The organism is Paraglaciecola sp. T6c, from assembly GCF_000014225.1.
In the GTDB taxonomy this organism is placed as follows: Bacteria; Pseudomonadota; Gammaproteobacteria; order Enterobacterales; family Alteromonadaceae; genus Paraglaciecola; species Paraglaciecola atlantica_A.
The window spans coordinates 2,410,865-2,434,883 of the sequence record NC_008228.1; the positions used below are offsets into that span (position 1 = coordinate 2,410,865).

The window sequence follows — 24,019 nt, forward strand, 5'->3', positions numbered from 1 at the left end:
GATTGTGATCAATTATGGAAGAAGTATTCGTTAGGTATCTACACTTTTTAGGAATTATTACTTTAGCCTCTGCGTTACTTGGTGAGCATTTATTAATTTCTAAAGAAATGGATCTAAAGTCCTTTAAAAAATTAATTATTGTCGATGCTATTTATGGTTTAAGTGCAATCGCAACATTAGTTGGAGGTGGTTTATTATGGTTTGTAGTTGGTAAGCCAGCTGCATTTTATTCTTCAAACGTCATTTTTCATATTAAACTAATTTTATTCTTATTAATCGGGCTGTTATCAATATTACCAACGGTTTTCTTTCTTCGTAACAGAAAGGCAACATTCGAGTCAATAACAATACCAAGGTATATAGTTAAAATTATTCGCGTAGAGCTTTGTTTATTAGTGGTTTTACCTTTATTAGCAACTCTAATAGCTCGCGGAGTAGACAACGTATAACAAGAGACTATGGCGTCAATAGCTAATTTGTAGCCTTTGGCTCTTCCCACATGACCCCTTTCTGAGCATTGAATTTAAGATAACAACCATCTTTCTAATGCACACAATAATAGCCACTTCCTTAGGTTTTCCTGCTGCGACTAATCGTTGATATGTTACCTTAAATACGGGGTTACTTTGTATCGCTGACATCATCGCCATGTACAAAACGGTTCTGACTTGATGTCTGCCACCTTGGATTTTCCGCAACCCTTTATAGCGCCCACTTTCGCGATTCATGGGAGCCACACCGACTAAGGCAATTACATAGACACCCATCTTTAGAATCGTATTAAAAAGCACACCTGCTCAGAGTGGGGAATTCCCCCTCAATGAGCATCAAAGTACTTTTGGGTTTAGTGATTAAGAATTTTTCTGGAATATTGCGCCTATAGGAAGGAAACTGCGCCAAGGTCAATTTTCGGGCAAAGGAGTAGGCTACAAGATATGCATGATATGTAATGCTCGAAATTGATTTAAGCACGCTTTAACAACGCTTTCGCTTTGGTCATTCCCGGCAATCGTTGATGATGAGTGTGGCGCTTAAATGCATTCATCATTTGCTCCGCACCTGCTGCGTAGCAGAAGTGTTTTTCGAACTCGGTGGTTAACGTTAGCTACTGTGCTCCTAAATCGCTAAAGCATAAACCACTATTTTTTAGCCAGCAGTTGTTTAATCAGTCTTTTCAAAGCGAGAGGTTTAAGCGGTTTTGGTAAATAATGCATTTGCTCATCTATCGCTTGTTGTCTAATTTGCTCATCTTGGCGCGCAGAGTTAAGAATACTGGGAATGTGTAAGCCAGCTTCGCCAATAAATACTTGCCTGATAGCGTGGGCCACATCTATACCGGTTTCACCATGGTCGAGTTGGTAATCGAGTATCATTAAGTCTATCGGCTGATTGAGTAATTGCAGCGCAGTTTTAGTATCTTTGGCTGCAATCACGGTTGCGCCCCAATCAACTAATAACCGTTGTAGCGCGTCTAGGATCTGAGGCTCGTTATCAACAATCAGCACACGTTTGTTATGTAGCGGCAGGTTAACATCATTGCTTCCACGGGCTGCTGTTTTTGGAGAGTTATTTTGTTTATTCCCTATTGGTACGGCGATATCAAATGACGTACCTTTGCCCAGCGTTGAGTGTAACGTTACAGGGTGATTAAGTAGGGCACTGATACGCTCGACTATGGTTAAACCTAAGCCCAAACCTTGAGCACTAGGGTTGCTGTCTAACTGATGAAACTCCAGAAATATTTCTTGCTGTTTGTCTTCGGCTATCCCGGCACCGGTATCCATAACACATATTCTAGCCTGACCATTTTGCCTTTTTACGCCCAGTAATATACGCCCAGAATCGGTATATCGGATAGCATTTGATAATAGGTTTTGTATTATTCTTCTTAGCAACTTAGGGTCGGAGATTACACATAAATTAGCGCGTACATAAGTTACGCGTAACTTTTTTTGTTCCGCAAGCACTGAAAATTCATTGAGCATGGGGCGTAAAATACTGTCTAACGGAAAGGTTTGTACATGTGGCGTCAACGCCCCTGATTCTAAACGCGTCATGTCGAGTAACATTGACAGTAAAGACTCAGCATTACTCAGTGAATCGACCAGATTGGAGCTCATCTCTGCCATTTCTCCTGGGGGCGATTTCTGTTTGAGCATGGCGGCAAACAAGGAAGCCGCATTGAAGGGCTGCATGAGATCATGACCCGCAGCGGCTAAGAACTTGGTTTTGCTGTCGTTAGCACTTTCCGCATCGCGGCGTGCTTTCTCAAGATCAATATTGGCAATTTGTAGCTGCTCGGTGCGTTCTTGAACCCTGGATTCTAAGCTCGTTTTAGCCTGTTCAAGTTGCTGCTGAATATTGATGTATTCTGTAATGTCACTGTAGGTGGTAACAAAGCCGCCACCGGGTAATGGACGACCATTTAATTCAATGACCTGACCATTCTCTTGATGACGAACATATTTATAGGCGCTGCCTAATTGCATAAAGGCAACGCGCTTTTTAATCTCCATTTCTATATTGCTTTGCCCCGTGTCGGCGTTATGACCAAATAGTCCTCTTTTGGCATTAAATTCTAGCAATTGATAAATGGACATACCCACTTGTACAAAACCTCTGGGGTAGTTAAACAGCTCAACATAGCGCTGATTCCATGCGAGCAAATTTAGTTCCCGGTCAAGCACGACTATGCCTTGTTGAATATTCTCCACTGACGATTGGAGTAATTCATGGTTAAACTGAAAGGTTTGGCTAGCTTCTTCAACCAACTCTACGAGCTCTGACAGCTCAACATCCCGCTTCTCACCGATGGCAGAAAGCAAAATACGCGCACTGGCACTGCCTACTTGCCCCGCAAGTTCGCTTTCAATGGTAGATAACAGCTTGGGGCTAGCGTAGCCCGCAAGTTGTACTGGAGTCAGTTTATCCAGTAATGCTTGGTGACGCTCAGCCCCCCATACTCTCTCTGTAATGGTTAATAGGTTTGATACTTTTACCGCGTGACCAAAAGGTTGGGTATTGTGAGTAATGGCATCGTGTACCATGTTCTGGCTGCGCATACCTTGGATAAAAGACACCAAGAAAAAACACACAATATTGACCCCTAAACTGAATACAAATCCTTGTGCAAGTTGAATGTCTGAGGGAGCATCGTTGAAATAATAGCTTGCGGTAATACTGGGCCACAATAACCAATACGCCCAGCAAAGGAAGCCACTGGCCAGAGCCAACTGCGCGGCTAATCTGGTGCCCCGTTTCCAGTATAAACCGAGTAATAGGATAGGAAATGTTTGCGACAACAGCGCTATCGCGATAACTCCACTTTGCACCAACGATGCCGATTGACTGATATTAACGTGATAAAAATAAGCCACTCCTAATACGACTAACACTGTGGCGCGTCGAATGAGTAAGATACTACTGGGTTTTAAGCGGTGTCGCTGTTGGGTGCGTAACTGCAACGTTAACCACAATGGGGTGGCGATGTTATTGGATATCATGACACCCATAGCAAGGGTGGCCACTATGATCATGCTGGTCGCCGCTGCGAGCCCACCAATGAAGGCAATAATGGTGACCCATGCATTTCCTGACGCCACAGGTAAGGCAAGAGCGTAAGTGTCTGTGCTGACACTGCCTTCAGGAAAGAGCATGTGCCCAGCTAGGGCAATGGGTAGCACGAATAATGTCATGCCTAATAAATACAAAGGGAACAGCCAACGGGCGGTGGTGATTTCTTTGTCACCATTGTTTTCGATAAAATTGATATGAAATTGCCGGGGCAAGCAGAACATCGAACAAACCCCAAGCAGCATTTGACTGGCGTAGACCCACACTCCTGAATCTGCGTTGATGGTTTCGCTCGCGCGTTGGTGTAACTGTGCTTTTCCTAACAAGTCAAATACACCGTCATATAAACTGTAACAAACGAACAGACCTACAATCACTAAACCTGCCAGTTTCACAACAGATTCGAACGCCACCGTGAACATCAAACCTGGATGTTTATCGGTGAGATTGAGGGAGCGTGTTCCGAACAATACTGCGAAAATCGCCATTAATACTGCTACATAGAAACCTACGCCGTCAGGCCAGAGATTATCCGCTCCTGTTACCACGCGAATACCACCGGTTACGGCGTCTAATTGCAACGCGATATAAGGTACAACCCCAATAAAACACAGAAGCGTGACAAGAGCCGCCAAGAAGTGAGACTTGTCGTAACGCAAACTAAGAAAATCAGCGAGGGAGCTTATATTATGCTGGTGACATACATTGGCCACGCGTCGAAGGATAGGGTGAGCAAATAGGAAAACACAAATCACCCCCATATAAGTAGGAATAAAAGCCCACCCATAATGCGCGGCTTGAGTGGTGGTACCGAAAAATGCCCAAGACGTACAATGAACCCCAAGCGCCAGGCTATAGATATACGGATGTTGCTGATGGGCTTTTGCACGTTTATCGCCCCAGAAGGCCAATAGAAACAATATCAGTAAGTAGCCAACCACGATGGCCATCAAGGACAAGACACTAAACATAGGGATTCGCATTTATTATTATATCAATACTCTATCTCGAACATCGTTGATGTAAAAGAGCGTATTTTTATTGATCAGGCGCAATCTTTAGACACAATTTTTTTAAAACATCGAAAAAAGACCCTTGAAGAGCCTTAAAGCAACCCCATTAATAGCTGCAATCGAATTTAGCTTTAATGTGATATTTAAGAACGGAGTGAAAAATGAGTAACGAAGAGCAAGCTCAAAAAGATGACGCCCAGCCGGTCAATGAAGCCGCTATCGACGCCACTGCGGAACAAGCAGATGCAGAGGTTGAAGAGTTAAGCGCTGAGCAAGCACGTATTCTTGAGCTTGAAGCAGCATTAGCCGCATCGGAAGCCACGTTAGCTGCACAAAAGGACTCAGTTATGCGTGCCATTGCCGATGCCGACAACGTACGTAAACGTGCTGAAGGCGAAGTCGATAAAGCACGTAAATTTGCCCTTGAAAAGTTCGCATCAGAGCTTTTACCCGTTGCAGACAACTTAGAGCGTGCACTGCAAGTGGCAGATAAAGAAAACGAAGCGATTAAACCTGTGATTGAAGGCGTGGACATTACCCTTAAATCATTTGTGAGCAGCATCGAAAAATTCGGAATGAAAGTTATCGATCCACAGGGAGAAACTTTTAATCCAGAACAGCATCAGGCTATGTCGATGCAAGAAAACGCAGAATTGCCTGCTAATACAGTGATGGCAGTGATGCAAAAAGGTTACGAATTAAATGGTCGTCTTTTACGTCCAGCAATGGTGATGGTATCCCGTGCCCCTGAAGGCGGCGTTGATACCCAAGCTTAATTCGTGGGCTTTGACTAAAAAATACGAAAAATATTCACAAAAATGGGGAATTTTTTCAATTAGCTAATTGAAAACTGATGAAATAACCCCACAAAGTGTACAGGCATTATTAAACAAATTTGGAGAAAAACTAATGGGTAGAATCATTGGAATCGACTTAGGTACAACTAACTCTTGTGTTGCTGTACTTGATGGTGAAAAAGCAAAAGTAATCGAAAACGCTGAAGGCGATCGCACAACTCCCTCAATCATCGCTTACAGCCAAGACGGTGAAACATTGGTGGGTCAACCTGCAAAACGTCAGGCTATCACCAACCCTAAAAATACCTTATTCGCGATTAAGCGTCTTATCGGTCGCCGTTTTGAAGATAAAGAAGTACAGCGTGATATTGACATCATGCCTTTCGATATCATCAAAGCAGATAATGGTGATGCTTGGGTTCAAGCAAAAGACGAGAAATTAGCACCACCGCAAATCTCTGCTGAAGTTTTGAAAAAAATGAAAAAGACAGCTGAAGATTACCTTGGTGAAGAAGTAACAGCAGCGGTTATCACCGTGCCTGCATACTTCAACGATTCACAGCGCCAGGCAACTAAAGATGCAGGCCGTATCGCTGGTCTTGAAGTAAAACGTATTATTAACGAGCCAACAGCCGCTGCACTTGCATACGGCATGGATAAGAAAAAAGGCGACAGCGTTGTTGCAGTATACGATTTAGGTGGTGGTACATTCGATATTTCTATCATTGAAATCGATGAAGCTGACGGCGAGCATACTTTTGAAGTACTTGCTACCAATGGTGATACACACTTAGGTGGTGAAGATTTCGATAACCAAGTTATCAACTACTTGGTAGAAGAGTTCAAGAAAGACTCAGGTATGGATTTACGTAAAGATCCATTAGCGATGCAACGTCTTAAAGAAGCCGGCGAGAAAGCGAAGATTGAATTGTCTTCTGCACAACAAACTGAAGTGAACTTGCCGTACATTACTGCTGATGCGTCTGGTCCTAAGCACTTAACCATCAAGCTTACTCGTGCAAAACTTGAGTCACTTGTTGAAAAAATGGTTAAAGCAACCCTTGAGCCACTAAAACAAGCGCTTGCGGATGCTGACTTATCAGTAGGTGATATCAACGATATCATTTTGGTCGGTGGTCAAACGCGTATGCCTTTAGTACAGAAATACGTAACTGAATTCTTTGGTAAAGAACCAAGAAAAGACGTTAACCCTGACGAAGCAGTTGCGGTAGGTGCAGCCATTCAAGGCGGCGTATTGTCTGGTGATGTTAAAGACGTATTGTTACTTGACGTAACACCTCTATCACTAGGTATTGAAACAATGGGCGGTGTAATGACTGCCTTGATCGAGAAGAACACAACTGTACCGACTAAGAAGTCTCAAACCTTCTCTACAGCTGAAGACAACCAGTCAGCGGTTACAGTACATGTACTTCAAGGTGAGCGTAAGCAAGCTGCTGGCAACAAATCTCTTGGTCAATTCAACCTTGAAGGCATTCGCCCAGCACAGCGCGGCGCGCCACAAATTGAAGTCACCTTCGACATCGATGCTGATGGTATCTTGCACGTATCTGCCAAAGATAAAGACACCAACAAAGAGCAGAAAATCACTATCAAGGCTTCTTCTGGCTTGAGTGATGACGAAGTCGAAAAAATGGTACAGGACGCGGAAGCGAACAAAGAAGCGGACAAGCAGTTCGAAGAAATGGTTCAAGCACGTAACCAAGCTGACGGCCTAATTCACGGTACGCGTAAGCAAGTGGAAGAAGCTGGTGATGCTTTGTCTGATGAAGATAAAGCAGAAATCGAAGCTGCAGTTGTTGCTCTTGAAGAAGCAGTAAAAGCAGGTGAGAAAGAAGCTATTGAGTCTAAAACTCAAGAGTTGATTCAAGCTTCTGCGAAGTTGATGGAAGTGGCGCAAGCACAGCAGGCAGCTGCCGGTGCTGAAGGCCAACCAGAAGACGCTTCTGCTAAGCAAGACGACGACGTTGTTGATGCCGAGTTCGAAGAAGTAAAAGACGACAAAAAGTAATTTTGTTGACTACATCAGTCCGAGCGTCTCAACGACGTTAGGGCAAGCTCGGGCGCATGGAGTTAATTCATAGCGCCCGCGTTTGTTTCATAACCTCATGTGTTTTGGCTATCACCAAACTCGCGACAAGGTATGAAATTGCAATAGAAGAATAGGTAGTCAGCGTTGTGGGCTACAAATATCAGGATAAACAAGCTATATGTCGAAGCGAGATTATTATGAAGTGCTGGGTGTCGAGAAGTCGGCTTCCGAGCGCGATATAAAAAAGGCTTACAAGCGCCTTGCGATGAAATACCACCCGGATAGAACTCAGGGTGACAAAGCCATGGAAGAGAAATTCAAAGAAGTGCAAGAGGCTTATGAAATTCTCACCGACTCGCAGAAACGTGCGGCGTACGACCAATATGGTCATGCGGGCGTTGATCCGAATCGTGGACATGGTGGCGGTCATGGTGCAGGTGATTTTGGCGACATTTTCGGCGATGTATTTGGCGATATATTTGGTGGTGGTCGCGGTGGCGGTCGTCAGTCGCGCGCTGCTCGTGGTTCCGATTTACGATACAACCTTGAGCTGAGCCTAGAAGAAGCTGTTCGCGGGAAAAGTGTTGAAATTCGCGTACCTACTTTGGCTGAATGCGATACTTGTGATGGTTCTGGTGCCAAAAAAGGTTCAAGTGCGAAGACGTGTACCACGTGTCATGGACAAGGCCAAGTGCAAATGCGCCAAGGCTTTTTTGCTGTACAGCAAGCGTGCCCAACCTGTGGTGGTAAAGGTAAAATCATCACTGATCCGTGTGATGTATGTCACGGCCAAGGACGAGTTGAGAAAACCAAAACCTTGTCTGTAAAAGTGCCAGCAGGGGTAGATACCGGCGACCGTATACGTCTTTCTAATGAAGGTGAAGCGGGTGAAAACGGTGCTCCAGCAGGCGACTTATACGTTCAAGTCCATGTTAAGCAGCATAAGATCTTCGAACGTGACGGTAACAACCTGTACTGTGAAGTACCGCTTAGTTTCACTCGCGCTGCTATCGGTGGGGAAATTGAAGTCCCAACCCTTGAAGGCAAAGTTAAATTGAAGGTCACGCCAGAAACACAAACCGGTAAAATGTTCCGTTTGCGTAACAAGGGTGTGAAATCTGTACGCAGTGGCAGCGTCGGTGATTTGATCTGCAAAGTGGTTATCGAAACCCCAGTAAACTTAAATAGCCGTCAGAAAGAATTGCTTCAAGAGCTCGAAGAATCTATGGGTAAAGGTAAAGAAACCGCTAAGAACCGCCCGAAAGAGAGTGGCTTTTTTGACGGTGTTAAAAAATTCTTTGATGACTTAACTAACTAGCCACAGTAGCCATACTGCAGTTTAAACCGCTAGTCATTGTTGAAAGCCGCTGTAAAGCGGCTTTTTTATACCTGCTTGCCCAATGTGTGAACGCGATAAACGCTAATGACTGTAAATTTGCATGTATTCAGCTTTGGTTTTTGGTAGCCTAAGTGAGTTGGCACTTTGCATTAATTTTCAGTATTTCAATGACCTAGGATACGAAAATGATGCAGAGTAAAAACAGTTATTCACATATTGTTGTATCAGGCAGGTTTATTGCTTCTACTGAATTGAAAGACGTAGCTTTAGTTTTATAGATAATCAATATATCTATAGGGAATGAATAAACCAAAACACCAAACAGGCGAGGGACTATGAAAAAATTATTAGTAAGTGCAATAGCCAGTACCATGTTACTAACCGCTGGAGTGTCAGCGCAAGAAGCCAGCTCTGAAAAACAAGCCAAAAGTGCGGCCCAATTTCGCCAAGCATTGTTGCAGCTCGTGCGCAGTAATGTAGGTGCTTTAGGCGCTATGGCGAAGGGCGCTATCCCTATGGATACGCAAACTATAGAGACGAATGCCACCCGCTTAGAGCAATTGTCTTTGATGATGGACGACTATTTTGCCTTAGATACGTCTAGTTTTGATATTGAAACAGAAGCGTTACCGAAAATTTGGCAAGACCGCGCAGATTTTGCTACTAAGGTAGACGCATTAACTGACGCTTCTCAAGGCCTAAAATCAGCTGCCATGAAAGGCGATGAGAGTGCATACAAAGCGGCTATCGGCAGTGTGTTAAAGAGTTGTAAAGGATGTCACGACAGCTACAAAGCTGAATAAAATAAAGATGTATTCTGACTAGAAGGCGCTGCGGCGCCTTTTCTGTTTTTTACGAGTAAATTTTTAGGAGCGCAAAAGGTAGCGATATAGTAACAGTTTTGGGTCTTTCGCCTTGAGTTACCCCTTTACAATAGGCAGTTAATTGAACAATTTTGATAAATATACCGTTAATCCTAAAAATATCCCTAATTTTCTTTATATTTGAACTTGATCCAGTTAACTTGAGCGCCATATCGAGCCCTTAGGTATTATTTTCATTATTTATTGGTGCATAACACGTGACATTAAGCAAAACAGACCTTTACCAAGAGGTCGCTCAGCAAGCGCAGGCCTTGATGGCCGGTGAAAAAGATTTAATTGCGAATTTGGCTAATTTGAGCGCGCTGATGTATATGCGTTTACCTGAGCTTAATTGGGCCGGTTTTTATTTACTCAAAGACAATGAATTGGTGTTAGGTCCGTTTCAAGGTAAGCCTGCCTGCATCCGCATACCAATGGGACGCGGTGTGTGCGGTAAAGCTGCTGAAACGGGGTTATCTCAGTGCATTCATGATGTGCATGCTTTTGACGGGCATATAGCATGTGACGCTGACTCTAACGCAGAAGCGGTGCTGCCTGTATATCAAAAGGGACAATTGCTTGGCGTGATGGATCTTGATAGCCCTCACACGGGGCGATTCGACCAAGATGACATGACCGGTTTACAAAACTTGGTCAACATATTGCAGGATGCAATTGCATGAAAAATTCTATCGATATTCATGTGGCACTCGCCACCCTAGACGATATGGAGTTTTGGGAGGATAATGCCGAAGAAGCGATGGACCGTTTCAATTCGTTGTTGCACATGCTGTACGACAATGCAGATGAAGATATAGAGACCGTCAGTTTAGAAAATATGATCCAATATATTTGGGAAAACTGGCGTAACGACAGTCATTTACTTGACATAGACGATGATGATTTATTTGATTGGGTTGACCAACTATTGTCAACTTGGGATGATGAGCATCAAGAACCCCGCTAACTACACACAACTAGAATATTTAATGGATAATCCTCAAAAGTTTTCAAACAGTAAAGAAGTCATCAATTTTTTAAGTGAGTCGTTTCCTGCATGCTTTAGTGTGACAGGGGATGCGAAGCCGCTAAAAATTGGCATTTTCCAAGATTTAGCTCAGCGCCTTGAAGAAGAAGAGCGTGTAAGTAAGACATTGCTTCGCTCCTCTCTTAGACACTATACAAATAGCTGGCGTTATTTGCATAGTGTGAAAGAAGGTGCTTTTCGCGTTGACCTTGACGGTCAGCAGGCTGCTCCTATTGAAAAAGAGCATGCAGACCACGCCCAAGCACAGCTTGAAGAAAGCAAAGCGAAAGTAGCAGAAAAGCGCAAAGCGCAGAATGCTGCCAAGCCTGGTGCAAAGAAAAGTTACAAATCCAAGACAGTTCCTGCATTTAAATCCTCGCCCAAGGGAACTAATCAGGATAATGTGAAGCCAAAAGCTAAGTTACCACCCCCAGAGAAGCTATCAGCTGAGCAATTAGTCGCGGGAACTTCCGTTACCGTAAAAATAGGTAAATCGCCTATGCCTGCTACAATTACTGATGTCAGTAAAGATGGTGTTCAAGTACAGCTTGATACAGGTATGGTGGTAAAGGTTCAAGTAGATAACTTGAGGTTGGCCCGTTCTAAGAGGTAGTTTAATGATCAATTCAATTCGCGTTACCGCTGTATCAGCACTTTTTGCATTTAGCTCGGTGGCCCTTGCGGTCACGCACGCAGAAAGTGTCGACGAAATTCCTGTTCTTAAGCAGGAATCGCAACATGCAGTGTCGGTTAAACGCATTTCATCTAATTTTTTGCGTTCGCACTACAAGCCGATCACATTAGATGATGCCCTGTCAGAGAAAGTATTCGATCGCTACATGCGTTCTCTTGATATCAACCGTAACGTGTTTTTGAATGCTGATGTTGAAAAATTCAAAGCAGAGCAAGATCATTTTGATGAAGCCATTGAGATGGGCGACTTAGATATCGCCTATCAGATTTATCAACTGAATATGCAGCGCCGTATCGAACGATATGAGTATGCATTGACCTTACTTGATAAAGAATTCGATTTTGAAAAGAAGGGTGACACCTTCACTTTCGATAGAGAAGAAGCAGCTTGGCCAAAAAACACCGCTGAATTAGATGAGCTGTGGCGCGAGCGCGTGAAGTATGACGCCTTGAACTTAAAGTTAGCCGATAAAGAATGGCCAAAGATCCAAGAGTTGTTAACTAAGCGTTATGAGCGGGCTATTAAACGCTTAAAGCAAACGACCAGTGAAGATGTGTTTCAAACCTTGATGAATTCGTTTGCGCGCAGCATCGAAGCGCATACCAGTTATTTGTCACCACGTAATGCAGAGCGTTTCCAAATGGAAATGAATTTGTCATTTGAAGGCATTGGTGCCGTATTGCTAAGTGAGGACGATTTCACCGTTATCCGCAGTGTTGTGCCTGGTGGTCCAGCAGATCTATCGAAAAAAATTAAGCCAGAAGATAAAATTGTCGGCGTCGCTCAAGATGACGAAGACTTTGTTGATGTTATCGGTTGGCGCTTAGATGAAGTAGTTGAACTGATTAAAGGGCCAAAGGGGAGTGTGGTTCGTCTTCAAATAGAGAAAGGCGATTCAGAAAGCACGGTTCCTGAAGTGGTGAGTTTAACCAGAGATAAAATTAAGCTAGAAGACAGAGCCGCGAAGTCTGAAGTGTATGTGCCTGAAACAGGCCCGCATAAAGGCGAAAAACTCGGTGTTATCACTATTCCCTCTTTCTACAACAAACTGAGCGTTGATGTTCGTAAAGAACTTGAAAGCTTAAAAGAGCAGAACGTCGAAGGCGTGATTGTTGATTTGCGCGGTAATGGCGGAGGCTCCTTAACTGAGGCTACGTTGTTGACCGGTTTGTTTATCGACAAAGGACCTGTGGTACAAATTCGTGACGGTGCAGGGCGCATACGTGTTGAACAAGATGTTGATGGTAAAACCTATTATGATGGTCCGCTCACCGTATTGGTTGATAGGTACAGTGCGTCTGCCTCTGAAATTTTCGCAGCGGCGATGCAAGACTACAGCCGCGCTTTGATTTTAGGTGAACAAACGTTCGGTAAAGGCACCGTGCAACAGCATCGTGGCTTAGGGCGTATTTATGATTTATATGAAAACCCCTTAGGCAGTGTGCAATTTACCATTGCAAAGTTTTACCGCATTGATGGCGGTAGTACGCAGCATCAAGGTGTGGTGCCTGACGTATTATTTCCCTCGGCGATTGATCCTAAAGATTGGGGTGAAAGCCAAGAAGAAAACGCATTACCATGGGACAGCATTAAACGCGCAACATACTCTACGTTTGGCGATACATCACAAGCGGCTAAACAACTGAGTGAATTGCATGAAAAACGCGTGAAAGCAGATCCTGAGTTTGCTTATATTTTCGAAGATATCGCTCAGTATAAAAGCAAAGAAGATGATAAAACCCTTTCTTTGGTAGAGTCAGAGCGTATCAAAGAGCGTGAAGAGCGTGACGCAAAACGTCTAAAACGCGCCAATGAGCGTCTTGTTCGTCAAGGTTTAGAGCCGGTAAAAAGTTTAGATGATTTACCTGAGGACCAACCTGAGATTGACCCTTTCTTAGATGAAGCGGCAAACATTACTTATGATTTGCTGGGCACAGGCAAGTACGCCATTCACGCACAATAAGTGTAAAACGATATCGAGGGGCTAGTAAATCTAGCCCCTTTTTTGTTTGTGTTGCTTTTCTAATAGCATGGTACCAACCAAACCGATAAACTAACGGCAAATAAAATAACAATATCAGCTTGGTAGGTAGATGTTCTGATTTGCCACTTCTGATAGAAATAATAAACCTCATAAAAACTACAATAATGATAAAGGTGATTGATGAGTGCACGCGGAGAATTTTCGTCTCGTATAGGTTTTGTACTAGCAGCGGCAGGGTCAGCTGTTGGTTTAGGTAATATTTGGGGGTTTCCGACTCAAGTTGCCAGTAACGGCGGTGCAGCGTTTGTACTCGTATACATTTTACTGGCGTTTGTGTTGGCTTATCCGGTCCTGATGGCCGAGCTTATTATTGGTCGTGCAACGCGCGCCAATATGGTGGACGCTCTAGGCAAAATATCAAACAGCAATATTGGCCGTGCAACGGGAGTATGGGGCTTTGTTACGGTTTCTATGATCCTCGCCTTTTATGCCATTGTTGCCGGTTGGATGATCAGTTATTTCTTCGAGTCCTTCACGCAAATTATTGGCCTAGACGAAGCGTCTCAATGGCTTACTGGCTCATCTACTGCCCGTAGTTTAATTTTTTGTGGTTTATTTATTGCGTTAACCGCTTCTATTGTCGTCGGCGGTGTGAGCGATGGTATCGAGCGCTGGTCAGTAAGATTAATGCCCACCTTGATTTTGATTATCTTACTGTTAATCGGCTATGTAGCCACCTTGGACGGGGCGATGGATGGCTGGAAGGCCTATTTAGTGCCAGATTTTAGTGCCATTTTAAATGCTGAATTGCTTATTAGTGCCATGGGGCAAGCATTCTTTTCTATGTCTCTGGGTGTGGGCACCATGCTAGTTTACGGCTCTTATGTGAGTAAAAATGAAAACTTACCTGTGCTTGGTGCATCGGTCGCGTTAGTCGATATTGGTGTTGCTATTTTGGCTGGCATGTTGATTATTCCTGCAATGTACGTAGCCCTAAATAATGGCGTACAAATATTTTCTGAAAATGGCGAGCTTATCGCCGGTGATAGTCTTATTTTCACCGTGTTGCCAGCACTCTTTAATACGATGGGCGTGGTAGGTTACTTTGTCGCTTTCGCTTTTTTTGCATTAATGGTCATAGCTGCATTAACGTCGTCCATTTCGATGCTCGAAGTGCCCGTTGCATATGTCGTTGAAAGTAAAGGACTCGCCCGTAAAAAAGCGGTTTGGCTGCTTGGCACCATTATTTTCATTATGAGCAGTACAATTATTTTCAATTTTGGTGCGCTATTTGGGCTGGTGATATCTGTTACCACTGAGTATAGCCAGCCACTGCTTGGATTAGCGCTGAGTATTTTTGTCGGCTGGGTATGGAAGCGAGATCAGATCCTAGCCGAAATAAAGCATGGTAATGAACAAGCTGAGCATAGCTTTTTCTGGAAAATTTGGCCTTGGTATCTGAAGTTTGTGTGTCCGGTTATCATCCTTTTTATGTTCATCCGTTCACTTAATATTTTGGATTTCTAATGATGGAAAATACAACAATAAAACAAAAGAAAGAGCCTAGTTTATTAGATGCCCTTATTCCATTACTGGTTCTAGTGACATTATTGAGTACATCGGTATTTTTGTTTTCTGATAACTCATCGTTTGGCCCGAATCAGATTGCCTTACTTTTTTCTATGGGTGTCGCAGCTGTTATTGGTTTAAAAAACGGCTATACCTGGACGGAAATTGAGCAAGGCATCGTAAAAGGGATTTCATTGTCCCTTGGGGCGATACTGATCCTATTAGCCGTGGGGGCACTCATTGGGACGTGGATGTTGTCAGGCACAGTACCTACACTTATTTATTTTGGTTTAGAACTGTTAAATCCTTCATTCTTTTATGCCGCAACTTGCTTGATATGTGCCATTGTCGCCATGAGTATCGGCAGTTCTTGGACAACAGCTGCAACCGTTGGTGTTGCTCTGATGGGCGTAGCGTCAGGAATGGGGATGTCTGATGCGGTAACCGCAGGTGCGGTTATATCGGGCGCCTATTTTGGGGATAAGATATCGCCGTTGTCGGAGACCACCAACCTTGCGCCAGCTGTCGCTGGAACTGAACTATTCGAGCATATCCGCTACATGCTGTGGACGACTGTCCCGAGTTTTGTCATAGCCTTAATTCTGTTTACGATAATTGGATTTTCTGGCGCTGAGTCAGACACATCGAGCAACATCGAACAAATGCAAACCTTGCTTGCTCAAGAGTTTAATATCAGCTGGGTGATGCTAGTGCCTTTAGTCGTTCTATTGACCTTAGCCATTAAAAAAATGCCAGCTTTTCCAGCGGTCGCCATTGGTGCTCTGTTGGGTGGTTTGTGGGCAGTGATATTTCAACCTGATGTAATACAGAGTATGTTTGATGAAAGCCAACAGGGCGTTTTGGGTGTAGCGTCTGTGGTGTGGACTTCGTTATTCGATGGCGTTGCATTTACCACAGCCGATGAAAATCTAAATGCGCTACTTAGTCGCGGTGGTATGTCAAGCATGCTAAATACCATTTGGCTAATTATCTGCGCTATGAGTTTTGGTGCGGTGCTCGAGCGTACTGGATTATTAAAAGCGGTTGTTGCGCTGTTTTTACGTGGTGCTAAATCTGCTGGCAGTATGATTAGTCGTACTATTTTGACCTGTATCGGCACCAATGTAATCACTGCTGATCAGTATATTTCTATTGTGATGCCAGGTCGTATGTATAAAGAAGAATATGCTAAACGTGGTTTACATCAGTTAAATTTATCTCGCAGTCTGGAGGATGGCGGCACAATTACCTCGCCACTCATACCTTGGAATACCTGTGGTGCCTATATGCAAGGCGTGTTGCTTGTGCATCCTTTTGATTATTTCATGTATACGTTCTTTAATTTGATTAACCCAGTATTGGCAGTTATTTACGCCTATCTTGGGGTGAAAATATTGCGTATTCCCATTCCTGAAGTAGCGGTTGAAGTTGGCGACGAACAAGTGCCCGTGCATCAAGCTACCCAGACAAAAATCTAATAGCAGACTAAGTGATGCCGTTTGGTAGGGTGGGGCAAAAGCTTTGTGCTCAAGCATCAAACGGTATATTAGGCTCCTAGCTCATATTAAGAGGATACTATGACGGTTTCATCTCCTATTGCTAAAAAACGCAGTGATTATCAAAAGCCCGATTTTTTGATTCGCCACGTCGATATGGTTTTTCACCTCGACATTCAAAAAACACGGGTAATTACTACCTGCCAATTCAGCCGAAATGGCAAGCACAATCGCCCGTTAGTGTTAGACGGTGAAAGCATCACTCTGATTAAAGTCGTCCTTAACGACAGCCTAGTTAGCGACTACGACGTGAATAGTGAACAGCTGACAATCCCCACTACGGAAGATGAATTCACCTTGTGTGTGGAAACCGCCATTAACCCTGAGGAAAATAAAACCCTGGAAGGGCTGTATTTTTCTGCCGGAGCATATTGCACTCAGTGTGAGGCTGAAGGTTTTCGAAAAATAACCTATTTTCTAGACCGCCCAGATGTGTTGGCAAAATATGATGTCACCATTTATGCCGATAAGGCGCGTTACCCTCATTTGCTTTCAAACGGTAATCAAATTGATCAAGGCCAACTTGAAGACGGTCGCCATTGGGTAAAATGGCAAGACCCTTTCAATAAACCCAGTTATTTATTTGCCTTGGTCGCGGGTGATTTCGACTTGCTGACCGACAATTTTATAACCCAAAGCGGGCGTAATGTTGCGTTAGAGTTGTACGTCGATAAAGGCGCACTGAATAAAGGTCACCACGCATTAGCATCTCTAAAAAAAGCCATGGCGTGGGATGAGCAGGTGTTTGGCTTAGAATACGATCTGGATATCTACATGGTGGTCGCCGTGGACTTCTTCAACATGGGGGCTATGGAAAACAAAGGCCTGAACGTGTTCAACAGCAAATTTGTGCTGGCTGATGCAGAGTCCGCTACTGATGATGATTTTTTCAATATTGAAGCCGTCATCGGGCATGAGTATTTTCATAACTGGACAGGCAACCGCGTTACTTGTCGAGATTGGTTCCAGTTAAGTCTAAAAGAAGGCTTAACGGTATTTCGTGATCAGCAGTTCAGTGCTGATATGTCGTCACCCGTGTTCAACCGCATTAAGAATGTACAGATAATTCGTGAACATCAGTTTGCAGAAGATGCCAGTGCTATGGCCCATCCTATACGTCCAGAAGAAGTTATCGAAATGAACAACTTCTATACGGTAACGGTGTACGACAAGGGCGCTGAAGTGATCCGCATGATGCACACCCTTCTCGGGGCGGATGGCTTCAGAAAAGGCATGGATCTTTACTTTGCTCGTTTTGATGGTCAAGCGGTCACTTGCGATGATTTTGTTCAGGCCATGCAAGATGCAACGGGCGTTAATTTAAGTCAGTTTACGCTTTGGTACAGTCAATCTGGCACCCCTAAGGTGATAGTGAGCGATGAGTTTGACGATAAAACAGGTCGTTATACGATAACCTTTAGTCAAACGACGCCGCCTACGGCAGATCAAAAAACCAAGCAAGCGCTGCACTTTCCATTTCGGTTCGAGTTATTGGACGAGCAGGGGGGTGTCATCAGCGATGACTCCGTACCTGAACTAAAAGCTAAGATGATTCAATTGACACAAGATGTGCATTCAGTCTCGGTTAATGGTTTGAAAGCCAAGCCGACACCGTCTTTGTTGCATAATTTTAGTGCGCCAGTGAAAGTGGATTATGCGTACACCCATCAGCAACTAAGCAATATAATTTTGTATTCGGGTGATGAATTTGCCCGTTGGGATGCGAGTCAAAGCTTGTACAGTCGTTGCATCCACAATTTAGCCACTGCACCCGACAGCCCCGATAATGCGTTATTTGACAGTATGCTTGAATCCATCGGCGGCGTATTTGCATTAGCTGATGCTAAACCAGCTTTGGCTGCAGCGATGATGAGTATCCCGAGCTTTGAAACTCTGAGCCAGCAAGTGGACGAAATTCAAGTGGAAGCTCTATATCATGCCCAGCGCAGCGTTCGCCATTTAATTGCGACCGCGTTATCTGACAAATGGCTTGCCTTGTATAATAAACAGGCTGTTGGCGCGTACCAGTATAAAGCGGACGATGTCGATAAGCGGCGTCTTCGTAATGTGAGTTTGAGTTACCTAGTACAGGGTGATGCCCCTAATGCAAGTGAATTACTACAGGCGCAATTTACTCAGGCGGACAACATGACGGATAGCCTAGGGGCACTGAAAGCAGCTCAATATGGCAATCTTGAACAGTTTGATCAGTTAATGGTTAAGTTTGAAGAGCGCTGGCGTCATGATCCCCTTGTGCTTGATAAATGGTTTGCGTTGCATGCCAATATGGAACGTAGCGATATACTCGCGCGTTTACCCTTATTGCTCAGCCACGAAAAGTTCAGCTTAGACAACCCCAACAGAGTGCGTTCGGTATTGGGGAGTTTTGCTTTTTATAATGTGCTGGGTTTTCATGCTATCGACGGTAGCGGTTACAAGTTTCTAGCGGATTATCTACTGAAGCTTAACAGCGTAAATCCGCAAGTTGCTGCGCGCATCATTACGCCATTAACTCAATGGCAAAAATTTGATCCTAAACGACAAGAGTTAATGCGTTATCAATTAGCTCGGATCGCAGATTGCAAAGAGCTGAGTAAAGATTTAATCGAAAAAGTCAGCAAGAGCCTTAACTACACAACAGACTAATGCAAACTCTATACTTTCGACTAGCGCTCAGTTATGAGCGCTGTGAACCCCTGTATTTAACCAGTACACAAAACGTAATTGTGCTTGCCGACAATGGGAAAAGAGTGCAATTACCGGCTAAAAATTTACGTCCTTTCATACAGCATAATGGCATTCACGGCCGATTTCGCTTAATTATCACTGACACTAATAAGATAAGTAGCTTAGAAAAAATAGTCTAGTCGGTTTGTTTTTTATACAATGAATACTGCAACACATTGAAAACAAACAGGATATACGACTAAATACTGGTACGATTAGTACTTGCTATCGAGGCTATTTGGTGTAATCATTTTGTTAAATTTGAGTGGTTTAATTGAATGTCATGTTAGTACCTAGTGCTAACTAATAGGGAGGTATGGATGAGTCGTGAATTCTTCGGGTTTAAAAAGTCGCCTATAGCGTTAGGTGTGATGGGGCTTATGGGCGCAGCAATGATGCCAGCGCAAGCCGCCAGTTGGAGTGATGGCGATTGGTCAGTTACCTTTGACTCGAACTTTTCTTTGGGTACCAGCATTCGTGTTGAAGAGCGCGATTTCTCACGCGTGGGTAATAGTAACGGTGTACAGTTTGATTGGACAGGTTATAACCCTGCTACCAATCCTATTTACAGCTCAGCTGACGTGTGGGCATTAGGTACAGGTGGTTACTCGACAAATGGTGACTTAAGCACCCTGAACTACGAAAAAGGAAACCCATTTTCGACGCTGTTCAAAGGCGTGCATGAACTTGATATCCAATACAAAAACATGGGCGTTTTCATGCGTGGAATGTATTTCTACGACTTTGAAATGAAAGATAGTTCGCGGGATTGGCAGAATCCGATTACAGGTAAAACACAAGACCCTTGTGCTTCGTCTACCGCTAATGATGAACTATGTTCAGATGTACGTTTGTTAGACGCCTACTTCTACTCTGATTTCTATATCGGCGATATGCCGGTCACATTCCGAGTGGGTGACCAAGTGGTGAGCTGGGGTGAAAGTACGTTCATTCAGCATGGTATTAACTCAACCAACCCTGTGGATGTCTCTCGTGCTCAAGCACCAGGTGCTGAGCTTAAAGAAGTCTTTATTCCAGTGGGGATGGTATTCGCTCAGTTTGGTTTGACCGAAAATTTAAGCTTGTCTATGTACTACCAGTATCAGTGGGAGCGTAGCCGATTACCACAAGCAGGTAGTTACTTCGCTACCAATGACTTTGCTGGCGAAGGCGGTCAAGCGCAGAATATCCAGTTAGGTTTTAGTGGTAACCCTGATATCGATTTGGATTTCTTGTTATCAAGTTTGAACGGGCTTGGAGATTTACTACGAAGTGGTGCTGATGCAGCTCAAATAGGTCAGGCCTATTTAGCTTATCCAACTAAAGTGGCTGTGCGTGGTTATAGTGATTCCGCACATGAAGATGCAGACGACCAAGGTCAGTATGGGATAAAAATTGGTTACTACGCAGAAGACTTGAACGAAACTGAGTTCAATTTCTATATGCTTAACTACCACAGCCAACGCCCATTAATCTCTGGGTTAACGTCTGATTTTACTTCTGCAAGTATTGCCGCTGATCTTGGTATGTTGGCCACAACTGAAATCACTAAAGACAATGTAACAGACCTTAAAGCTTTCACGAAAACAGGCTTTGTTTATCCTGAAGACTTGAAACTGTATGGCTTTAGTTTTAACACCAATGTAGGTACAACAGCTCTTGCGGGGGAAATCGCGTACCGTGTTGATGAACCTCTGCAGATAGATGACGTTGAACTGTTGTATGCTGCGATGCCACAGCAATTAGCGATTGCGGGTTTACGTCCTGATTTAGCGGGTATTTCTCAACTAGACGGATATCAAGGATTTACAACGGGGCCTGGGGAAACGGCAACGGGCTACATTGAGTCTGATACATTGCAAATGCAAGTCACAGCAACACATATTTTTGGCCCTGCTTTGGGTACGGATAATTTAGTGGTGTTGGGCGAAGTTGGGTATGTCAGCATTCAAGACTTCCCGGATCCAAATGTTATTCGACTAAATGGTCCTGGTTCTGTGCGTACGCCTTCGCTTGAGCCAACAGCGGATGGTAACACCCGAGAAGGTTTGCATATTGGTCTGTCTGATGGCCCAGAAACAAACCCATTCCCAACGTCGAGTGCTTGGGGATACCGCTTACTGGCTAATGCGTCATTTAACAACGTTTTCGCTGGTATTAATCTGCAAGCACGTGGCACCTTTGCACATGATGTAAATGGTATTACGCCTGATCCATTATTCTTATTTATCGAAGATAGAAAATCAGCTAGCGCGTCATTAACGTTTGATTATTTAAGCAAATGGTCAGCAACGGCTTCTTATAACACGTTCTGGGGCGGTCAAGGCACCACCAACCAGCTGTCGGATCGTGATTATGTCTCTTTTAACATCAAGTATTCTATCTAGGAGCTATATTATGATTAGAAAATTTGCTCTCGTCGCGTCTGCAATGGCGTTAACATTTAATTCTGGCTTGATTCAAGCCAAGGTATCTGAAACTGAAGCCGCTAAACTAGGCGCTGAATTGTCGCCAGTTGGTGCTGTTGTAGCGGGCAACGCTGACGGCAGTATTCCTGCGTGGACCGGTGGTATTACCGAAGTTCCAGCGGGTTATAAAGAAGGTGATTTTCACCCTGACCCATATGCTGATGATAAAGTGTTGTTTACTATTACCGCTAAAAATTACCAAGAATACTCAGCGTTTTTAAGTGATGGTCAAAAAGAACTCTTTAAGGCATATCCTGACACATATAAGATGCCGGTTTATGAAAGCCGTCGTTCAGCGTCATTACCTCAGTTTGTGTATGATGAAACAGCTAAAAATGCGGTCATGGCCGAATTAATCCAAGGTGGCAACGGCGTCAAAAATGCAGCAATTGGTATTCCATTTCCTATTCCGCAAAATGGGGTAGAAGCAATATGGAACCATATTTTGCGCTATCGCGGTGAAACGGTAAAACGTTTTGGTGGTCAGGCTGCGCCGACTGCATCTGGCGATTACAACGTGATCGGTTTTGACGAAGAGTTGATTCAAAAATACTCCGCAAAAGACGCGACACGCGAGAAACTGCTCGAAGAAAACGTCATTTCGAAATTTAAGCAAAGTGTTACGTCTCCCGCGCGTTTAGCCGGTACTGCTTTATTGGTACATGAAACCATGGACCAAATTCGTGAACCGCGTCAAGCATGGACATACAACACAGGTCAACGCCGTGTTCGTCGTGCTCCTAACGTTGCATATGATGCCCCAGGTACGGCGTCAGATGGCTTAAGAACATCCGATGACTTTGATATGTTCAATGGTGCCCCAGATCGTTACAACTGGGAGTTGAAAGGTAAGCAAGAATTGTACGTTGCTTATAATAATTACCACCTACACAGTGATAAAGTGAAGTACGAAGACATTCTTAAACCAGGTCATATCAATCCAGATTTAACACGCTTTGAGAAACATCGCGTCTGGGTTGTGGAAGCGACACTTAAACCTGAGTTTCGTCATATTTATCAAAAACGCGTGTTCTTTATTGATGAAGACAGCTGGCAGATCCAAGTTGCGGACATGTACGATAATCGTAACGAGTTGTATCGTGTAGGCATATCTCATGGTATTAACTATTATGAAGTTCCTACTCAGTGGTCGACATTAGATGTTTATCATGACTTGAACTCTCGTCGTTATCTCGCTTTAGGATTAGATAATGAAGAGAAAATGTATGAATTTAATGTAGATTTAAAAGATCGCGAATTTACCCCTGAGGCCATGCGCCGAGCCGGTAGACGCTAATCGAGAAAAAACGGTTGGCCTTTGCCAACCGTTTTCATTTTTATGGAACCCAATTACTATGAAATTATCCCTTGCAAGTGCAGTGATTGCCGTTTTACTTGCGCCTTTAGCGTCTATCCAAGCCGCTCAGAGTAGTTTTCAAGCCCCTCTCGTTGACCAGTCTTTATTACTTGATATCGCCCACAGCGGTGACCAACTTATTGCCGTAGGTGAACGCGGACACATTATTCGTTCAAATGATGGTCAGGCATGGCAACAGATGGATGTACCGTCAACATCGACTTTGACTGGCGTTTATTTTGTTGGCCAACAAGGCTGGGCAGTCGGTCATGACTTCATCATTTTACACACTCAAAACAATGGCCTCGATTGGGAAATACAACATTTCGCTCCAGAACAAGAACGCCCATTGTTGGACGTTGTCTTTTTCAATGAAAATGAGGGCATTGCGATTGGCGCCTATGGCGCGTTTTTGCGCACTGAAGATGGCGGTAAATCATGGCGTAATGAATTACACGCCGAATTTGTGAATCAAGCTGACCAAGAGTATCTAAATGAATTACGCCTTGAAGATGAAGCGTTTTACCAGGAAGAACTCGCCGCTATTTTACCTCACTTAAACAGTGTTTCTGTTTCTGGCAATGAAGTTTATTTAGCTGGTGAAGCAGGCCTGCTAGCGATGAGTTCAGACAAAGGCCAAACGTGGAAAAGAATGGATATTGACTATCATGGCTCCTTTTTTAACATCGCCAAAACCGAGTCTGGCGATCTGATTGCCACAGGTCTACGCGGAAATGTATTTAGTTACAACAGTGAATTGCAAAAGTGGCAAGCTGTTGACTCAGGTAGCAAGGCATCCATGAATGGTATTGTTTCTGTGGACGAGTCTCGTACGGTATTGCTTGGCAATAATGGCGCCGTGGTGACTATGCAGGGCGACGATGTTGACTATAAGCAACAAAGCGATGGCCAAGCGCTTATCAATGGTGTGTTGTTCAACAATCAAATTATCGCAGTGTCGATCGACGGCATTAAACATTTGCAGCAAGCACGGTAGTC

The 24,019-nt window shown here is 43.9% G+C and carries 17 protein-coding genes and 1 pseudogene; 16 read left to right on the forward strand and 2 right to left on the reverse strand.

Annotated elements, in window-relative coordinates:
• Nucleotides 1-14: 14 nt before the first annotated feature.
• Nucleotides 15-449 (forward strand): DUF2214 family protein, encoded by a 435-nt coding sequence (locus PATL_RS10115; protein WP_011574796.1) that lies wholly within the window; start codon nucleotides 15-17, stop codon nucleotides 447-449.
• A gap of 22 nt (nucleotides 450-471) precedes the next feature.
• Here PATL_RS10115 and PATL_RS10120 read toward each other — a convergent pair.
• Both PATL_RS10120 and PATL_RS10125 read right to left on the reverse strand, forming a co-directional pair.
• A pseudogene (locus PATL_RS10120) lies at nucleotides 472-749 on the reverse strand (transposase); the annotation flags it as partial.
• 390 nt (nucleotides 750-1,139) lie between these two features.
• Entirely contained in the window at nucleotides 1,140-4,544 is a 3,405-nt protein-coding gene (locus PATL_RS10125) for a PAS domain-containing hybrid sensor histidine kinase/response regulator (protein WP_041713663.1), read from the reverse strand.
• Between the two features lie 203 nt (nucleotides 4,545-4,747).
• On the opposite strand from PATL_RS10125, the gene grpE reads away from it, so the two are divergent.
• The 15 genes from grpE to PATL_RS10205 all read left to right on the forward strand — a co-directional run bounded on the left by grpE (nucleotide 4,748) and on the right by PATL_RS10205 (nucleotide 24,017).
• Nucleotides 4,748-5,362, forward strand: a complete 615-nt coding sequence (gene grpE / locus PATL_RS10130) for a nucleotide exchange factor GrpE (protein WP_011574799.1) — start codon at nucleotides 4,748-4,750, stop codon at nucleotides 5,360-5,362.
• 133 nt (nucleotides 5,363-5,495) lie between these two features.
• Nucleotides 5,496-7,415, forward strand: a complete 1,920-nt coding sequence (gene dnaK / locus PATL_RS10135; RefSeq protein WP_011574800.1) for a molecular chaperone DnaK — start codon at nucleotides 5,496-5,498, stop codon at nucleotides 7,413-7,415.
• A gap of 199 nt (nucleotides 7,416-7,614) precedes the next feature.
• Nucleotides 7,615-8,754, forward strand: coding sequence for a molecular chaperone DnaJ (gene dnaJ / locus PATL_RS10140; protein WP_011574801.1), 1,140 nt, complete (start codon nucleotides 7,615-7,617; stop codon nucleotides 8,752-8,754).
• A gap of 356 nt (nucleotides 8,755-9,110) precedes the next feature.
• Nucleotides 9,111-9,578 carry a c-type cytochrome gene (locus PATL_RS10145; RefSeq protein ID WP_011574802.1) on the forward strand — a complete coding sequence of 156 codons (468 nt, stop codon included), beginning with the start codon at nucleotides 9,111-9,113 and terminating at the stop codon, nucleotides 9,576-9,578.
• 278 nt (nucleotides 9,579-9,856) lie between these two features.
• The gene (locus tag PATL_RS10155; protein WP_011574803.1) at nucleotides 9,857-10,321 is read left to right on the forward strand and encodes a GAF domain-containing protein; all 465 of its coding nucleotides are present in this window, start codon (nucleotides 9,857-9,859) and stop codon (nucleotides 10,319-10,321) included.
• Entirely contained in the window at nucleotides 10,318-10,605 is a 288-nt protein-coding gene (locus tag PATL_RS10160; RefSeq protein WP_006993993.1) for a hypothetical protein, read from the forward strand. The genes PATL_RS10155 and PATL_RS10160 overlap by 4 nt, the downstream gene beginning before the upstream one ends.
• A 22-nt stretch (nucleotides 10,606-10,627) precedes the next feature.
• Nucleotides 10,628-11,278: an RNA chaperone ProQ gene (gene proQ, locus PATL_RS10165; RefSeq protein WP_011574804.1), complete on the forward strand. Its 651-nt coding sequence runs from the start codon at nucleotides 10,628-10,630 to the stop codon at nucleotides 11,276-11,278.
• A gap of 4 nt (nucleotides 11,279-11,282) precedes the next feature.
• Nucleotides 11,283-13,322 (forward strand): carboxy terminal-processing peptidase, encoded by a 2,040-nt coding sequence (gene prc / locus PATL_RS10170; protein WP_011574805.1) that lies wholly within the window; start codon nucleotides 11,283-11,285, stop codon nucleotides 13,320-13,322.
• Nucleotides 13,323-13,523: 201 nt separating this feature from the next.
• Nucleotides 13,524-14,870, forward strand: coding sequence for a sodium-dependent transporter (locus tag PATL_RS10175; RefSeq protein WP_011574806.1), 1,347 nt, complete (start codon nucleotides 13,524-13,526; stop codon nucleotides 14,868-14,870).
• A gap of 2 nt (nucleotides 14,871-14,872) precedes the next feature.
• The gene (nhaC, locus tag PATL_RS10180) at nucleotides 14,873-16,390 is read left to right on the forward strand and encodes a Na+/H+ antiporter NhaC (RefSeq protein WP_041713668.1); all 1,518 of its coding nucleotides are present in this window, start codon (nucleotides 14,873-14,875) and stop codon (nucleotides 16,388-16,390) included.
• Nucleotides 16,391-16,489: 99 nt separating this feature from the next.
• Complete coding sequence (gene pepN / locus PATL_RS10185; protein ID WP_011574808.1) at nucleotides 16,490-19,114, forward strand: aminopeptidase N; 2,625 nt, start codon at nucleotides 16,490-16,492, stop codon at nucleotides 19,112-19,114.
• Nucleotides 19,114-19,335 carry a DUF2835 family protein gene (locus tag PATL_RS10190; protein WP_006993987.1) on the forward strand — a complete coding sequence of 74 codons (222 nt, stop codon included), beginning with the start codon at nucleotides 19,114-19,116 and terminating at the stop codon, nucleotides 19,333-19,335. The genes pepN and PATL_RS10190 overlap by 1 nt, the downstream gene beginning before the upstream one ends.
• Nucleotides 19,336-19,515: 180 nt before the next feature.
• Nucleotides 19,516-21,582: a DUF1302 domain-containing protein gene (locus tag PATL_RS10195; protein WP_011574809.1), complete on the forward strand. Its 2,067-nt coding sequence runs from the start codon at nucleotides 19,516-19,518 to the stop codon at nucleotides 21,580-21,582.
• A gap of 10 nt (nucleotides 21,583-21,592) precedes the next feature.
• Nucleotides 21,593-22,960: a DUF1329 domain-containing protein gene (locus tag PATL_RS10200; RefSeq protein ID WP_011574810.1), complete on the forward strand. Its 1,368-nt coding sequence runs from the start codon at nucleotides 21,593-21,595 to the stop codon at nucleotides 22,958-22,960.
• A gap of 58 nt (nucleotides 22,961-23,018) precedes the next feature.
• Nucleotides 23,019-24,017 carry a YCF48-related protein gene (locus PATL_RS10205; protein ID WP_011574811.1) on the forward strand — a complete coding sequence of 333 codons (999 nt, stop codon included), beginning with the start codon at nucleotides 23,019-23,021 and terminating at the stop codon, nucleotides 24,015-24,017.
• The last annotated feature ends 2 nt before the right edge of the window (nucleotides 24,018-24,019 follow it).

Excerpts from the sequence above, each read along its gene's own strand:
- PATL_RS10190 (WP_006993987.1), top strand. The coding sequence starts at position 19,114 with ATGCAAACTCTATACTTTCGACTAGCGCTCAGTTATGAGCGCTGTGAA.
- dnaJ (WP_011574801.1), top strand. The coding sequence starts at position 7,615 with ATGTCGAAGCGAGATTATTATGAAGTGCTGGGTGTCGAGAAGTCGGCT.
- dnaK (WP_011574800.1), top strand. The coding sequence starts at position 5,496 with ATGGGTAGAATCATTGGAATCGACTTAGGTACAACTAACTCTTGTGTT.
- grpE (WP_011574799.1), top strand. The coding sequence starts at position 4,748 with ATGAGTAACGAAGAGCAAGCTCAAAAAGATGACGCCCAGCCGGTCAAT.
- PATL_RS10125 (WP_041713663.1), bottom strand. The coding sequence starts at position 4,544 with ATGTTTAGTGTCTTGTCCTTGATGGCCATCGTGGTTGGCTACTTACTG.
- PATL_RS10115 (WP_011574796.1), top strand. The coding sequence starts at position 15 with ATGGAAGAAGTATTCGTTAGGTATCTACACTTTTTAGGAATTATTACT.
- prc (WP_011574805.1), top strand. The coding sequence starts at position 11,283 with ATGATCAATTCAATTCGCGTTACCGCTGTATCAGCACTTTTTGCATTT.
- PATL_RS10205 (WP_011574811.1), top strand. The coding sequence starts at position 23,019 with ATGAAATTATCCCTTGCAAGTGCAGTGATTGCCGTTTTACTTGCGCCT.
- PATL_RS10200 (WP_011574810.1), top strand. The coding sequence starts at position 21,593 with ATGATTAGAAAATTTGCTCTCGTCGCGTCTGCAATGGCGTTAACATTT.
- proQ (WP_011574804.1), top strand. The coding sequence starts at position 10,628 with ATGGATAATCCTCAAAAGTTTTCAAACAGTAAAGAAGTCATCAATTTT.
- PATL_RS10175 (WP_011574806.1), top strand. The coding sequence starts at position 13,524 with ATGAGTGCACGCGGAGAATTTTCGTCTCGTATAGGTTTTGTACTAGCA.
- PATL_RS10195 (WP_011574809.1), top strand. The coding sequence starts at position 19,516 with ATGAGTCGTGAATTCTTCGGGTTTAAAAAGTCGCCTATAGCGTTAGGT.
- PATL_RS10145 (WP_011574802.1), top strand. The coding sequence starts at position 9,111 with ATGAAAAAATTATTAGTAAGTGCAATAGCCAGTACCATGTTACTAACC.
- nhaC (WP_041713668.1), top strand. The coding sequence starts at position 14,873 with ATGGAAAATACAACAATAAAACAAAAGAAAGAGCCTAGTTTATTAGAT.
- PATL_RS10160 (WP_006993993.1), top strand. The coding sequence starts at position 10,318 with ATGAAAAATTCTATCGATATTCATGTGGCACTCGCCACCCTAGACGAT.
- pepN (WP_011574808.1), top strand. The coding sequence starts at position 16,490 with ATGACGGTTTCATCTCCTATTGCTAAAAAACGCAGTGATTATCAAAAG.